Consider the following 15242-nt stretch of genomic DNA (forward strand, 5'->3'; position numbering starts at 1 on the left):
TTATGGAAAAGACTTTTAGAAACTACCAGGCAGCTGATGTGAGCGTTGCAGTCCGTGAACATTATCGCAAAATGCGTAAAAACCAAACTTTGGACTATGTGACGCGTATGCAGCAAAAATACCTGACATATGACAAGCCGATGGATCTTTGGGATGCGATGGCGCATTTGAATGATCTTATAGATGTCAGCGATCCCGACCTGGACCTCCCAAATGTGCAGCACCTGATTCAGAGTGCCGAGGCTATCAGGGAAGATAACAGGCCAGATTGGATGCAATTGGTGGGCTTAATTCACGATCTTGGGAAGATAATGTTCTTATGGGGTTGCGATGAAGATGGCACCAGCCAGGCAGAACAATGGGGAATGGTCGGCGATGTTTTTGTTGTAGGCTGTGCCCTTCCGGATAGCTGTGTATATCCCGAGTTTAATAAATTAAACCCGGACATGGCTGACGAAAAATACAATTCTACCAAAGGAATTTATAAAGAAGGCTGTGGTCTTAACGCCTTAACCCTGGCATGGGGACATGATGAATATCTTTATCAGGTACTAAAAAATCACGATCAAAACACCCTCCCGGAGGCAGGGATGGCAATGATCCGTTTTCATTCTTTCTATCCCTGGCATAGTGGAGGAAGTTATTCCGAATTATTGGGAGACAATGACGCTAAATACCTGGCCTGGATAAGAGATTTTAACAAATATGACCTTTATACCAAGAGCAACAAAACCTATGAGCTCGATGAAATAAAAGATTATTATCAGCCCATTGCTGAGAAATATTTGGGCGGGCAACCCATATTTTGGTAAACTACCGATAAGTGCCCTCATTCTAATAGTTGCTATAACTTAAGAATATAAATCTCCTTTAGCGGCAGTTATAAGGTGCCGCAGCCTGGCTGAGTTCATTGAACAACGCTAATTCTTCTCTAAAAGCAGATCCTTTTAATCATGAGAATAATCATTTTATATCTAGCAGGACTTTAAGATATTTGCCAACGTATATTTGATGCTCTAACCTGCGATAGTCCGCGGGGCTATAGATAGCGGTCCGATTTCCGGGCTAAACTATATAACTATATCGAAGAGTTTAATGCAGTAGATATAGTATTTGTTTAACACATTATATAACTAAAAATCATTAACTTAGAGAATGGAATTTGCAATTCCAAAAAAATAAAAAAGCAGTGAAATGAAAGAGACAGCAATATTATATTTAAGACAATCGCGCGATGCGATCCTGAGCATTATCGTTTGCTTTGGGGTACTTGGAACCCTTGATGCAGCGCCAATTTTTCAGGAAACGGAACAACAAGAAGCACAGACATTTAATCAGTATAGAGGGGAAGTAATTGATCGTGACTCAAAAAAGCCACTGGTTTTTGCTACCCTGACACTTGAGGGAACTAACATAAGTACGGTGACCAATACAGAAGGAAAGTTTCTGTTAAAAATCCCCAAAAGCACTAAGGAGGGCAATGTGACGGTATCTTTTCTGGGATACAAGACCAAATTAATTCCTTTAAACGCACTAAAAGGCAATGCTAATCGGATATCACTTACGGTATCTGCTATTGAATTGAGCGAGGTTAATATCAGTGTTCCCAAGAACGCTTTGCTTTTGGTTAAGGAGACCCTGAGAAAGAAGGGTGAGAATTATTTTGATGATCCTACCTTAATGACTGCATTTTACAGGGAAACCATTAAGAAAAGACGAAGAAATGTATCCTTGTCAGAAGCCGTGGTTAATATTTATAAGACCCCATACACCTCATCCAGAAGAGATGCGGTTCAACTGTATAAGGCCCGCAAGAGCACTGATTACAGTAAACTTGACACCCTTACTTTAAAACTTCAGGGAGGACCTTTTAATGCACTTTTTGTGGATATAATGAAATATCCCGAGTATATTTTTACCGACGAGAGTATCTCTGACTATGAATTTAGTTTTGACCGGTCTACAAGAATTAATGACAAGCTAATTTATGTGGTTAATTTTGAGCAAAGGCCCAGTATTAATGAGCCTTTATATAGCGGTAAACTGTATATAGATGCCCAAAAGAAAATCCTGACCAGTGCCATCTATTCCCTTAATATTGTCAATAGGGAAATGGCCAGCAGGATGTTTGTAAGAAAGAAACCGGCTAATGCCCGCGTATATCCTACCGAAGTAGCGTACAGGGTAGACTATCGTGAAAAAAATGGCAGGTGGTATTACGGCTATAGCAATGTTCTGATGGAATTTAAGATTAACTGGGATAGGAAATTGTTTAATTCGGTTTACAGCATGACCTGTGAAATGGCTGTTACAGATTGGGAAAAGAACCTGGCAGGGGAATTCCCCAAGAATAAAAACAGAATAAAAACCAATATAATCTTAAGCGATGAGGCCATAGGATTTGCGGATCCCGATTTTTGGGGTGAATACAATATTATTGAACCAGAAAAATCTATAGAATCGGCAATAAAGAAAATCCAGCGACAATTAAAAAAAGCAAAAGCCAGTGGTGGCGATTCTGCTCCTTAAATTGTCAGACCAAAACTACTTGAAAATCGGCCCTAAATAGGGCCGATTTTTTTATACGTATATATGGTTGGCAATTAACTTAGGTTATGAACATTTGTTGATAACCATCGTTCATAACATGTTGATTTTAAATTTCTTATATAATTTGTAAATGTGCCTTCAATACCCTATATTTATTTCATGGTTTTAAGGATATGCCTGTCGAGGGCATGTTTGGATAGCCATTATAGAGTTGACGTTCTTTATATTGCTGTTTAACCATAGGACTAAAATCAGGTAACTTGTTACCAGGTGGAGGAAATAAGGTGAGCGTAATTCAAGGAAGCTGTTGTTTCCTGGGAGTATGTGGGTTATTTTACGTTAAATGTAAAACTTCGGTTTTTTATTTAAGATGAATGTACCAAATAACAAGAAGAATCATTAATTAGCGGCTTGGTTGAAGAATTAAGGGCGAAAGATGAATCAAACGTTGAAGCAGATCTACAGATGCAGTCTTTGATTGCGGAATTGCATTTCGGTGTAAGGAAAAAATCTGTTATCAGTTTCTAGAAAGCCATGTCAAAGTACTTGTACTATGATATGGCTTTTGTTTTTAGTAGGTTTTGATATGCCAGGTACCGTCCTGAATTCCTTGCATCTTCCTTTAAACTTTCGATAAATCCTCCCTTTTTTGGCACTTATAAAGTTGTATATTTGCTCCTCTTAAAAATATAATCCAAAATATTTATGTCCGGAATAGTTTATACCAAAACAGATGAAGCCCCCGCATTAGCGACACAGTCTTTTTTACCTATTGTAAAAGCTTTTACAAAAACCGCTGGTATAACAATCTCCACTAAGGATATATCTCTTGCAGGCCGCATCATTTCTGTTTTTCCCGAATTTCTGGAAGAAGACCAACGAGCTTCAAATGATTTGGAAGAACTCGGAAAATTGGCTAAATCTCCGGAGGCAAATATTATTAAACTCCCCAATATCAGCGCTTCAATTCCTCAATTAAAAGAAGCTATAAGCGAACTTCAGGCTAAAGGATATGGTGTTCCTGATTATCCTGATGACCCGGGCAACGATGAGGAAAAAGAGATTAAATCGCGTTACGACAAAATTAAAGGGAGTGCTGTAAACCCTGTGCTCAGAGAAGGCAACTCGGATAGAAGAGCCCCTAAACCCATTAAAAACTACGCCAAGAAAAATCCACATAGCATGGGTGAATGGACGTCAGATTCTAAAACTCATGTAGCTACTATGAGCCATGGTGATTTTAAATCCAACGAAAAATCGCTCACTATCGAAAGTGAAAGTGCTGTGAGGATAGAACACCATTCAGAGCAAGGTGACATTACTGTTCTTAAAGCAGATATACCGCTTCTAGATGGGGAGATCATTGATGCAACGGTATTAAGTAAAAATGCCCTTATCGCCTTCCTGAAAGAGGCCTATAGAGATGCCAGGGATTCAGGAGTGTTATTCTCCGTGCATTTAAAAGCTACCATGATGAAGGTATCAGATCCCATCATTTTTGGTCATGTTATGGATGTTTATTTCGACGAACTATTCACCAAGCACACCGAAATTTTTGAACAGCTGGGCATCAGTGCCAATGACGGCCTGGAAAATCTGTACCTTAAAATAAAAAAGCTCGATGCCAATACAAGAAATGAAATTGAAAAGGACATCGAACTGGCCATCGCCAAAGGTCCGGATCTCGCGATGGTAAATTCTGATAAAGGAATTACCAATCTGCATGTACCTAGTGACGTAATTATAGATGCCTCTATGCCTGCCATGATCAGGAATTCGGGTCAGATGTGGAATGCTGATGGAAAATCGCAGGATACCAAAGCTGTTATCCCCGACAGCAGTTATGCCGCTATTTATCAGGCTACAATAGATTTTTGCAAGCAACATGGAGCATTTGATCCAAGAACAATGGGTACTGTGCCCAATGTAGGACTTATGGCCCAGAAGGCAGAAGAATATGGTTCGCACGACAAAACATTTGAAATCAGTGGCAAGGGAGTTGTAAGAGTAGTTGATAACAATTCTAATGATATTCTTCTTGAGCATGAAGTAGATTCCGGTGACATCTGGAGAATGTGTCAGGTAAAGGACGCCCCAATCAGAGATTGGGTTAAACTTGCAGTGAGCAGGGCACGCGCATCAATGACTCCAGCAGTATTTTGGTTAGATCAGGAAAGAGCTCATGATGCAGAACTGATTAAAAAAGTGAATGCCTATTTACCTCAACAGGATACCTCCGGATTGGATATCCGCATTCTATCACCCTTAGATGCCACTCTTTTTACACTAGAACGAATAAAAGAAGGTAAAGACACTATTTCCGTTTCCGGAAACGTTCTAAGAGATTATCTAACAGATTTGTTTCCGATATTGGAAGTGGGTACCAGTGCCAAAATGTTATCTATTGTACCCCTTATGAATGGGGGTGGTCTCTTTGAAACAGGAGCAGGAGGCTCGGCACCAAAACATGTTGAGCAGTTTCTGGAAGAAGGTCACTTAAGATGGGATTCATTGGGCGAGTTCCTAGCCCTGGGAGTCTCCCTTGATTTCCACGGGGAGAAGAACAACAATAGCAGAGCAAATGTCCTGGCAAATGCGTTGGATGAAGCCACCGAAGAATTTCTCGATAACGACAGATCTCCCTCAAGAAAAGTAAGGGAACTAGATACAAGGGGAAGTCACTTTTTCCTTGCAACCTATTGGGCCAAAGCACTGGCAACGCAAGAAACTGATTCTGAATTAAGGGAAACTTTTACCCGCATTTCCAAACAACTTATTGAAAATGAGTCACAAATCCTTGATGAACTTATTCAGGCACAGGGCAGTGCACAGGATATAGGAGGTTACTATAAACCAGACCCGGATATGGCCGCCAGTGCAATGAGACCGAGCAGCACTTTTAATAGTATCCTGGATCAATTGTAGGCAGTTATCAGTTCTTTTAAAATACGAGATTCTCAGCTTTTTCTAATTAAATGTTAAGGAAGCATGCGTTTTAAATATTCTGCCTATTTTTAGGGAAAATTGCCTGAATGAACCCGACTTATCGCCAGATAATAGTTCTCGTATTGCTGCTATCGCTAAATTTTATCTACTCACAACAAAAATATACCCTCAGCGGAACCATAGTTGAAGCCAACAGTAATGAAACCCTTATTGGAGTTACCATTGCAGTTCCTGAGTTAAGAACCGGAGTTACTACAAATGAGTACGGATTCTACTCCCTTACACTACCGGAAGGAGAATACCAGGTACGTATCAGCTATCTCGGATATCAGGATATTGTCAGTACAATTTCCTTTACACAAGATCAAAAAATTAATTATAGGTTGGCAGAGCAGGCAGAACAATTAGAAGAAGTTGTGCTCACAGACAATGCCGAAAGATTAAATATTAGAAAGCCTCAAATGAGTGTGAGTACAATATCCGTACAAACCATCAAGCGCATACCGGTGGTTCTTGGCGAAGCAGATGTAATAAAATCTATATTACTCTTACCCGGTGTTACCAATGCAGGAGAAGGATCTTCAGGGTTCAATGTAAGAGGGGGAGCCGCAGATCAAAATCTTATTCTTCTTGACGAAGCCACTATTTTTAATTCGTCACATCTTTTCGGATTTTTCTCAGTGTTTAATCCGGATGCCATTAAAGATGTAAAACTTTTTAAAGGGGGCATTCCTGCCAGATATGGCGGTAGAGTTTCTTCTGTTCTGGAAATATTTCAGAAAGAAGGAAATAGCAAGGAGTTTCACATGAATGGTGGTATTGGTGCGGTGGCGAGCAGATTGTTGGCCGAAGGCCCGATAAAAAAGGATAAATCGGCCTTCCTGGTAGGTGGAAGGGCCTCATATGCCCATTTGTTCCTCCCGCTATTGGACATAGATAATAAGGCCTATTTCTATGATTTGAACGCGAAGTTGAACTTCAAGATTAATGAGAGAAATAACATTTTTCTATCCAGTTATTTTGGTCGGGATCTCTTTAGTGTCAATGATAGCTTTATCAATATATATGGCAATGCCCTGGTTAACTTTAGATGGAATCACTTGTTTTCGGACAAACTTTTCTCCAATCTGTCACTGATCTACTCGGATTACTTCTACGGGCTGGAGTTAGATTTTGTGGGATTCGAATGGAATTCCGGAATTCGTAATTTTAATCTGAAATACGATCTTAAACACTATATCAATGACAATCTGCAGATTAATTATGGCGTAAATAATATCTATTACAGTTTTAATCCGGGTAAAATAAAACCCAATAGTTCGGATTCCGGAATACTAGAGGAACAACTCATTAAAAAATATGCTAATGAGTTTGCCGCCTATTTTGACATTGAACACAAAATTACAGACAATTTAAGTATGGAATACGGACTTAGATTCAGTCATTTTCTCAGGTTGGGCCAGGATGAACTAAATGTATATGAAAACGACCAACCCGTAATTTTTGATCCTTTCCAACTTATTTACCAGGAGGCAGATCCTATAGATGTCATTAATCCTAACCGAGGAGACAACCTTGCGAATTTCGCTAATTTGGAGCCCAGGATTTCAATGGCCTACACCCTGAATTCTAGCAGTTCTATAAAGGCAAGTTATACAAGAGTGGCGCAATATCTGCATCTCTTATCTAATACCAGCTCTCCTACTCCTTTAGACGTATGGACACCTAGTGGTCCTTGGGTAAAACCTCAGTTATTGGATCAATATGCGGTAGGCTTCTTTAAAAACATTAAAGGAGGGGCCTACAGTTTCGAAACCGAAGCTTTCTATAAAGACATTCAGAATAGAATAGACTATATAGACGGGGCTAATCTTATTGCGAATAATTCCATTGAAAGAGTTATTTTAAATGGGGAAGCAAGGGCATACGGGCTGGAAATGCTATTGAGAAAAAATGATGGAAGACTCCAGGGGTGGTTGGCCTATACCCTTTCTAAATCCGAACAACGTACCCCGGGCCGACCTGCAGTTGTGGATAATGGACGAAGTAACCTGGAAACCGGAATAAACCTGGGTGAATGGTATAACACTCCCTATGATAAAACACATGACATTGCTTTGTATGCAAGCTACGATATCAATAATAAATGGAGCATCAACAGTAATTTTATATTTCAGACCGGGCAACCCACCAATTATCCCGTCGGACAATTCGAATTTGAAGGCCTTGTAGTTCCGTATTACGGATTGCGTAATGTAGAACGCTTGCCAGACTACCACAGATTGGATATAGCCGCAACGCTTACACCGAAAAAGAATATCAATAGAAAGGTAAAAGGTGAGTGGGTATTTAGCATTTATAATATTTATGACAGAAGAAATGCTGCCTCAATTAATTTTCGCAGAAATCAGGATACAGGTGTAAATGAAGCCATCCGGACCTCAATTTTTGGTATTGTCCCAGCAGTAACCTACAATTTTAAATTTTAGATGAAAAAAATTACCTACATATCAATAATACTATTTGTCCTCTGTATTAGCTGTGAAGACGTTATAGATATTGAAACCCCTTCGGAACCTCCAAGACTAGTGGTTGAAGGACTAATTAGAGTTGACAGGTCTCAGCCTTTTATCCCGATAGAAATTAAAGTATCACTTACCGATAACTTCTTTGGCGAGAGTCCGGTTACTGCCCTGGAGAATATTGTTATCATTTATGAAGAATTTGAAAATGGAGCCGTAATATCTAGTGGATCCTCGAGCCTTGCAGAAGAAGTGCCTGGTACCGGAATCTACACTCCGGATCCAAATTTTTCTTCTGACCAACGTATTTCCACGGTAATTCTCGACAGGAATTTTACGTTCACCTTATTGATTACTCATGAAGGAAGAAGGTATCTGGCCCAAACAAAATATGCTCCTGCAGTTCCAATTGATTCTGTTTTTCAAGGGAACGGGACACTTTTTGGCGATGATGAAACAGAGGCCATTATTAGTTTTACCGATGTAGGTACTCGTAACGATTACTATGTCTTTGAGTTTGGTTTTGGTGATTATTTAGTAACAGAGGATGAATTTTATCAAGGGCAGCAATTTCAATTTTCCTGGTTCTATGATCAAACCTTCCCATCGGGAACAGAAATTGATATAAGCCTGATGGGGGCCGATGAGCAATTTTACAACTATATGGACCAGCTTATAGAACAGGGTGGAGATATCCAGGGACCATTTCAAACACCTGTAGCAACAGTAAGGGGAAATATATTTGATATTACCGATATTGACAATCTGGATCGGTTTGACAATGTGAACCGGCCAAACATCTTTCCTCTTGGTTATTTTGCCATAGTTGAGGAGTTTACCAATACACTTACCATAGAATAATCTGCTATGCAACAAGCGAAATTGGCTAAAAGTAGTACTTGCCTAAAATTTTTAGGGGTAGCACTTTTGCTTTTTTCACTTACTAGCTGTGAAGACGTAGTAGATATTGATACACCTTCTGAACCGCCTAGATTGATTGTTGAGGCCCTAATTCGGGTAGACGTAAATGAGCCTTATATACCGGTAGAGGTAAAAGTTTCATTAACCGATAACTTTTTTGGTACGGTACCCGTTGCGGAACTCGAAAGAATACTGATATTGGTAGAGGCCTATGAAGACGGAATGCTCATTGGAACTGGTGATGTTATATTAACAGAATCTGTCCCGGGATCCGGTATTTATGTCCCGGACCAAACCTATACGGATGAAAGAATTCCTATCAGCGCAATAGAATTTGATCTCAATTATATTCTGATCATAACCCATGAAGGCAGGCGGTACTATGCACAAACTAAATATGTTCCGGCAGTGCCATTTACAGATATTGTGCAAGGTACGGGAACCCTTTTGGATGAAGACGAAACCGAAGTTATAGTAAGTTTTAGAGACGATCCGGAGGCGGATAATTTCTATATCTTCGATTTTGACTTTAATGAATTTCTGGTGACTGAAGATGAGTTCTACCAGGGCCAGGAATTTGAGTTCTCCTATTTTTACGATCGCAAATTTGAAGCCGGAAAAAATATAGAAATTAGCATTCTAGGGGCAGATAAACCTTTTTATGATTATATGGCGCAGCTCATAGAGCAAACCGAAGACTCTCAAGGTCCTTTTCAAACCCCTGTGGCTACGGTTAGAGGCAATATATTTGACATCACAGGCCTGGACAATATAGATATATTTGATAATGTTGAACGCCCAAACGATTTTCCGCTTGGGTATTTTGCTATCGTACAAGAATTTAAACAAACGCTCATTATAGAATAATCTCTCCTATTGCAATTTAAAGTAGTTGGCAATAGCTTTCTTAACCAAATTATAGGCATTGGCCATGTTATATTCTAATGTTTGGTCAGTATCCCGAACTTCTATTACCGCTGCTAGCCCTTGCTCCTGTAATTCCCCCATATTGGTAGCTAATGCACCACAAATGGCAATGACGGGAATATTGTGATTTTTACCCAAATTAAGTACGCCGTTAATTAGTTTACCCTGCAATGTCTGATCATCTATCCTGCCCTCACCTGTAATTATGCAATCGATAGATTCAGTTGATAAAAGGGATTCTACTCCGGCCAATTCCATAATAAAATCGATCCCACTTATAAAATTAGCCCCCGCAAAAGTTTTGAGTCCATATGCAGTCCCTCCGGCCGCTCCTGCTCCGGGAAGATCGGCATGTGATACTTTAAACTGATGTTTAACTATTTTGTGCAGGTGTTCCAAACCATGGTCTAATAATTCAATATCACTTGTTGTAGCACCTTTTTGCTCGGCATATATATGTGCTGCTCCATTTGTTCCATATAATGGGTTATTTACATCATTAACGGCATATATTTGTACATCTTTCAGCATATTTGAGATTTCAGGGGGTTGAATCCTGTCAATCAATGAAAGGCTTTGGCCAATGGGCGCCAGTTCATTCCCGGTAATGTCGAAAAATTCAAATCCAAGTGCCTTGGCAATTCCAATTCCAGCGTCATTAGTTGCACTGCCCCCCAGCCCAATATAGATATCCTTTGCACCCCTTAGCAGCACATGTTTTATTAAAATTCCGGTTCCATAGGTAGAACACATCAACGGATTCCTCTCATCAGGAGCCAACAATACCATTCCTGAGGCCTTGGCCAATTCTATATATGCCTGCGATGTTTCTTTATTATATAAGTAAGTAGCAATGATTTCTCTCTCAAGCGGATCAAAAGTAGCAACCCTTACTTCGTCTACATCCACATATCGGGATACCGAATCTAAAAATCCGTCTCCTCCATCTGAAGCTATAACACTATAAACGGAAGTTCCAGGCAACACTTCTCTGATACCTTGAGTAGTGGCATCTATAACCTCTTCTGCTGTTAGAGAACCCTTAAATTTATCAGGAATCAGAAGTATGTTCATTGTCAATGTATTTGAATAAATATCTGCATCAACTTCTATATAAATATACCTTATAAATGCTACTTTTGCCCTAAGGTTTTAAAGATAAATAGGGTTGAAAACAGATAAAAGCACACTAATTAAAGGAGTCAAATACCTTGCCATTACCATATTATTAATGTTTCTGGCGCCCGGTTTAATTTACCAGGCCTTTAAAAACCAGGACAACCCACTTTTTTGGCCTGTGCTTATCTTGGGCATAATCTTCGCCATTGGAGCAATATCCCTGGGTTTTTACGGCATAAAGGTATTGATGGATGCCTTTTTCGGGAAGAAAAGCTCTTCCTCTTCATCTTCATCTTGAGAAGTAATTTCAATTGTACGCCATCCTACCGAAAATAACCCAAAATCCTGTGGCTATATATTGCTCGCATCAATACTAGGTCTTATCTTTGCGCTCTTAAATACAGGGCATTAGGCATGATTAAAATTACTCTTCCGGACGGATCAATCAAGGAATTTCCAATTGGTAGCACCCCTATGGATGTAGCCAGGAGCATAAGTGAAGGCTTGGCTAGAAATGTTATATCTGCAGATTTCAACGGCACCACTGTAGAAAGTGTTACCCCCTTAAATGAGGATGGTCATCTTACATTATTTACCTGGAGAAATGATGAAGGGAAAAAAGCCTTTTGGCATTCAACTTCCCACGTTGTGGCACAGGCACTTGAAGAACTTTATCCGGGAATAAAGCTTACTATCGGACCTGCAATAGAAAATGGCTTCTATTACGATGTTGATTTTGGCGAGCAAGGCATATCTGAAAAAGATTTTCCGGAAATTGAAAAAAAGGCGCTGGAAATTGCACGCGGGAAGCACGACTTTAAAATGCGTGCAGTTTCAAAAAATGATGCTCTGGAACTTTATAAATCACAGGGAAACGAGTTTAAAGTAGAACTCATTGAAAATCTGGAAGACGGGACCATTACCTTCTGTGATCATGATACTTTTACAGATTTGTGCAGAGGTGGTCATATCCCAAATACCGGAATAATTAAGGCCATCAAAATCCTGAATGTTGCCGGGGCGTATTGGAGGGGTGATGAAAATAAACCCCAGTTAACAAGGGTCTATGGAATTTCATTTCCCAAACAAAAAGAGCTTACAGAATACCTTCAATTACTCGAAGAAGCTAAAAAAAGAGATCACAGGAAACTTGGAAAAGAGTTAGAACTATTCACCTTCTCAAGAAGAGTTGGACAAGGGCTGCCATTGTGGTTACCCAAAGGGGCGGCACTGCGAGAACGCCTGGAACAATTTCTTAAAAAAGCACAGAAAAAAGCGGGATATGAAATGGTTATTTCACCGCATATCGGCCAGAAAGAACTCTATGTTACCTCCGGGCATTATGCCAAATATGGTGAAGATAGTTTTCAGCCTATTCATACCCCAAAAGAAGATGAAGAGTTCTTACTAAAACCAATGAACTGCCCACATCATTGCGAAATATATAATTCCAAACCATTTAGCTATAGAGAACTACCGAAACGCTATGCCGAGTTCGGTACGGTTTATCGTTATGAGCAAAGTGGTGAATTGCACGGATTAACCAGGGTAAGAGGGTTTACACAAGACGATGCTCATATTTTTTGCACCCCGGAACAGCTCAATGAGGAGTTTAAAAATGTAATAGACCTTTCGCTTTATGTCTTAAATTCTTTGGGATTTGACAATTATCGGGCGCAGGTATCGGTGAGAGATCTGGACAATCCGGAAAAATACATAGGCGATCCTAAAAATTGGGAAAAAGCAGAACAGGCCATTATCAACGCAGCAGAGGAAAAAGGTCTGGAATTTGCAATTGAAAAAGGGGAAGCGGCATTTTATGGCCCGAAACTAGATTTTATGGTAAAAGATGCCATCGGGAGAAACTGGCAACTAGGGACCATACAGGTAGACTACAACCTGCCTGAAAGGTTCGATCTTAGTTACAAAGGCAGTGATAATGAGCTTCACAGGCCGGTTATGATCCATAGGGCTCCATTTGGAAGTATGGAAAGATTTATTGCCCTTTTACTAGAACATACCGGCGGTAATTTTCCACTTTGGCTGATCCCCGATCAGGCAATTATCCTCCCGGTGAGTGAGAAGCATGAAAAATATGCTGAAAAAGTTTTAAATTCCCTAGAAAATCACGAAATTCGCGCCCTCGTTGATAAAAGGAATGAGACCGTTGGAAAGAAAATACGGGAAGCAGAAATGAATAAAATACCATTTATGCTGATCGTTGGGGAAAATGAAGAATCGGAAAATACGGTATCTGTAAGAAAACATGGAGGTGAAGATCTTGGTGCAATTTCTGTGAGCGGGTTTGTAGACTTGGTCGAAAAAGAAATAAATAGTACCTTAAAGTCGTTTTAGTACTTTAAATCAACGTTTAATTAAAAAGCAATAGTCATAGCAATAAGAAGAAGATTTAGGCCCCAACCAAGGAGGGAAAATAAAAACCCTCATAAAATTAATGAAAAGATCACGGCAGACGAGGTTCGTTTGGTTGGTGATAATGTGGAGGTCGGTGTATATCCGATCAGAGAGGCAATGTCTCAAGCCAATGAACTGGGCTTGGATTTGGTAGAAATATCTCCAAAAGCAGTTCCACCGGTTTGTAAAATTATAGATTATAAGAAATTCCTTTACGAGCAGAAGAAGAGGGAAAAGATCATGAAGGCCAAAGCCTCCAAAGTGATTGTGAAGGAAATAAGATTTGGTCCTAATACGGACGACCATGATTACGAATTTAAAAAGAAACATGCCGAGAAGTTTTTAAAAGACGGCGCCAAATTAAAGGCTTATGTTTTTTTTAAGGGAAGGTCCATAGTGTATAAGGATAAAGGCGAGATATTGTTGTTAAGACTTGCCCAGGAATTGGAAGATTATGGCAAGGTAGAGCAAATGCCAAGACTGGAAGGAAAAAGAATGACAATGTTTCTTGCTCCGAAAACAAAAAAGTAAACAGTAACGAAATAGGAAGATAATGCCTAAGATGAAAACCAAATCTAGTGCCAAAAAGCGTTTTAAGCTTACTGGTACTGGTAAGATTAAAAGAAAACACGCTTATAAAAGCCACATTCTTACAAAAAAATCTAAGAAGCGCAAGCTTAGATTAACGCACTCGACGTTGGTACACGATTCCGACGCACCGAGTATTAAGGAACAATTGCGTTTAAAATAATTTGTTCTTTACGGTAGAATATTAACCATGGAGTCGGGCATTAAAGAATTCCGAATATCGGAATCGCCTGCTACAAAAAATCATTAAAAATGCCAAGATCAGTAAATTCTGTTGCTTCAAGAGCTAGAAGAAAAAAAGTGATGAAGCAAGCCAAAGGTTACTTTGGAAGACGTAAAAACGTCTGGACAGTAGCCAAAAATGCGGTTGAAAAAGCAATGACTTATGCTTACAGGGACCGCAGAACCAAAAAAAGAAATTTCCGTTCATTATGGATTACCCGTATTAATGCAGGAGCCAGACTTCACGGAATGTCTTATTCACAGTTTATGGGAAAAGTAAAAGCCAATAATATAGAACTTAACCGAAAAGTTCTGGCAGATTTGGCAATGAATCACCCGGAGGCTTTTAAAGCTATAGCCGAAAAAGTGAAATAAAAAATCATTAGTGTACAAAGTAAAAGTCCTGTTATTTCAACAGGACTTTTTTATTTCTAAGCTGTTGCTATCCTAACTCCCCCTTATTACAACATATAGTATGCTTTTGAATTGATTTCAGAATTACAAAAGGAAGAAAATCGGGCAAGTCAGGCGCCAAAAGCAGTTATCACTAAAGACCTCTCGGAGGCATTATTTCTGTGCTCACAAAGATAAATTCCCTGCCAGATACCCAAATTAGGTTTCCCATTACTGATTGGAATCTGCACAGATGTACCTAGCAATGAAGCTTTTATATGTGCAGGCATGTCATCGGACCCTTCATATGTATGCACATAATAGGGGGCATTTTCGGGTACAATTACATTCATATGACTTTCAAAGTCTATTCTTACACTGGGATCGGCATTTTCGTTTATGGTCAGGCTGGCAGATGTATGTTTGATAAATACCTGAAGCATCCCTGTATTTATTTTCGAAATTTCAGGTATTGCATTCAAAACTTCAGATGTTATCAAATGAAATCCTCTGGAATATGCTTTTAGTCTTATTTCTTTTTGAACCATTATTGAAGCCATATAAAGTAATTGTAAATCTTTGTAGAATTCGACCGTAATTTAAACATAAAAAATACCTTTGCGATGAACTAAAAGCAAC

General features: G+C 39.4%; 13 protein-coding genes. 11 read left to right on the top strand and 2 right to left on the bottom strand.

The genetic code is table 11. From position 1 onward, the window contains the following. Positions 1 to 2 precede the first annotated feature (2 nt). From J1G40_RS13635 to J1G40_RS13660, 6 genes are all read left to right on the top strand, one after another. On the top strand, positions 3 to 812 hold the full coding sequence (locus tag J1G40_RS13635; protein WP_265243205.1) for an inositol oxygenase: 810 nt from the start codon (positions 3 to 5) through the stop codon (positions 810 to 812). Positions 813 to 1194: 382 nt separating this feature from the next. Continuing rightward, entirely contained in the window at positions 1195 to 2529 is a 1335-nt protein-coding gene (locus J1G40_RS13640; protein WP_265243206.1) for a carboxypeptidase-like regulatory domain-containing protein, read from the top strand. A gap of 726 nt (positions 2530 to 3255) precedes the next feature. Beyond that, a complete protein-coding gene (locus J1G40_RS13645) occupies positions 3256 to 5475 on the top strand; it encodes an NADP-dependent isocitrate dehydrogenase (RefSeq protein ID WP_265243207.1) in 2220 nt (739 codons plus the stop codon). Positions 5476 to 5582: 107 nt separating this feature from the next. Further along, positions 5583 to 7985: a TonB-dependent receptor gene (locus tag J1G40_RS13650; RefSeq protein ID WP_265243208.1), complete on the top strand. Its 2403-nt coding sequence runs from the start codon at positions 5583 to 5585 to the stop codon at positions 7983 to 7985. After that, positions 7986 to 8879, top strand: coding sequence for a DUF4249 domain-containing protein (locus J1G40_RS13655; RefSeq protein ID WP_265243209.1), 894 nt, complete (start codon positions 7986 to 7988; stop codon positions 8877 to 8879). It begins immediately after the preceding gene. A gap of 6 nt (positions 8880 to 8885) precedes the next feature. Continuing rightward, positions 8886 to 9806, top strand: coding sequence for a DUF4249 domain-containing protein (locus tag J1G40_RS13660; protein ID WP_265243210.1), 921 nt, complete (start codon positions 8886 to 8888; stop codon positions 9804 to 9806). Positions 9807 to 9812: 6 nt separating this feature from the next. On the opposite strand, the gene J1G40_RS13665 is transcribed toward J1G40_RS13660, so the two are convergent. Beyond that, positions 9813 to 10940 carry a glycerate kinase gene (locus J1G40_RS13665; protein ID WP_265243211.1) on the bottom strand — a complete coding sequence of 376 codons (1128 nt, stop codon included), beginning with the start codon at positions 10938 to 10940 and terminating at the stop codon, positions 9813 to 9815. Positions 10941 to 11034: 94 nt separating this feature from the next. Here J1G40_RS13665 and J1G40_RS13670 point away from each other — a divergent pair, with 94 nt between their 5' ends. The 5 genes from J1G40_RS13670 (at position 11035) to rplT (ending at position 14585) form a co-directional block, all read left to right on the top strand. Beyond that, entirely contained in the window at positions 11035 to 11283 is a 249-nt protein-coding gene (locus J1G40_RS13670) for a DUF6095 family protein (RefSeq protein WP_265243212.1), read from the top strand. A 116-nt stretch (positions 11284 to 11399) separates the two neighbouring features. Beyond that, positions 11400 to 13340 (top strand): threonine--tRNA ligase, encoded by a 1941-nt coding sequence (gene thrS, locus J1G40_RS13675; protein WP_265243213.1) that lies wholly within the window; start codon positions 11400 to 11402, stop codon positions 13338 to 13340. Positions 13341 to 13376: 36 nt separating this feature from the next. Next, positions 13377 to 13931, top strand: coding sequence for a translation initiation factor IF-3 (gene infC / locus J1G40_RS13680; protein ID WP_414855669.1), 555 nt, complete (start codon positions 13377 to 13379; stop codon positions 13929 to 13931). Positions 13932 to 13953: 22 nt separating this feature from the next. Next, positions 13954 to 14151, top strand: coding sequence for a 50S ribosomal protein L35 (gene rpmI, locus J1G40_RS13685; protein ID WP_265243214.1), 198 nt, complete (start codon positions 13954 to 13956; stop codon positions 14149 to 14151). Positions 14152 to 14240: 89 nt separating this feature from the next. Then, positions 14241 to 14585: a 50S ribosomal protein L20 gene (gene rplT, locus J1G40_RS13690; protein WP_265243215.1), complete on the top strand. Its 345-nt coding sequence runs from the start codon at positions 14241 to 14243 to the stop codon at positions 14583 to 14585. 149 nt (positions 14586 to 14734) lie between these two features. On the opposite strand, the gene J1G40_RS13695 is transcribed toward rplT, so the two are convergent. Continuing rightward, positions 14735 to 15163 carry a secondary thiamine-phosphate synthase enzyme YjbQ gene (locus J1G40_RS13695; protein ID WP_265243216.1) on the bottom strand — a complete coding sequence of 143 codons (429 nt, stop codon included), beginning with the start codon at positions 15161 to 15163 and terminating at the stop codon, positions 14735 to 14737. Positions 15164 to 15242 lie beyond the last annotated feature (79 nt).

The sequence above is a fragment of the Muriicola sp. Z0-33 genome (assembly GCF_026126425.1).
Classification (GTDB): domain Bacteria; phylum Bacteroidota; class Bacteroidia; order Flavobacteriales; family Flavobacteriaceae; genus JAFMPW01.

Bases quoted from the DNA above. Each gene is read 5' to 3' on its own strand.
- J1G40_RS13650 (WP_265243208.1), top strand. From the start codon at position 5,583: ATGAACCCGACTTATCGCCAGATAATAGTTCTCGTATTGCTGCTATCG.
- J1G40_RS13635 (WP_265243205.1), top strand. From the start codon at position 3: ATGGAAAAGACTTTTAGAAACTACCAGGCAGCTGATGTGAGCGTTGCA.
- J1G40_RS13655 (WP_265243209.1), top strand. From the start codon at position 7,986: ATGAAAAAAATTACCTACATATCAATAATACTATTTGTCCTCTGTATT.
- J1G40_RS13645 (WP_265243207.1), top strand. From the start codon at position 3,256: ATGTCCGGAATAGTTTATACCAAAACAGATGAAGCCCCCGCATTAGCG.
- J1G40_RS13695 (WP_265243216.1), bottom strand. From the start codon at position 15,163: ATGGCTTCAATAATGGTTCAAAAAGAAATAAGACTAAAAGCATATTCC.
- J1G40_RS13665 (WP_265243211.1), bottom strand. From the start codon at position 10,940: ATGAACATACTTCTGATTCCTGATAAATTTAAGGGTTCTCTAACAGCA.
- rpmI (WP_265243214.1), top strand. From the start codon at position 13,954: ATGCCTAAGATGAAAACCAAATCTAGTGCCAAAAAGCGTTTTAAGCTT.
- rplT (WP_265243215.1), top strand. From the start codon at position 14,241: ATGCCAAGATCAGTAAATTCTGTTGCTTCAAGAGCTAGAAGAAAAAAA.
- J1G40_RS13660 (WP_265243210.1), top strand. From the start codon at position 8,886: ATGCAACAAGCGAAATTGGCTAAAAGTAGTACTTGCCTAAAATTTTTA.
- J1G40_RS13640 (WP_265243206.1), top strand. From the start codon at position 1,195: ATGAAAGAGACAGCAATATTATATTTAAGACAATCGCGCGATGCGATC.
- thrS (WP_265243213.1), top strand. From the start codon at position 11,400: ATGATTAAAATTACTCTTCCGGACGGATCAATCAAGGAATTTCCAATT.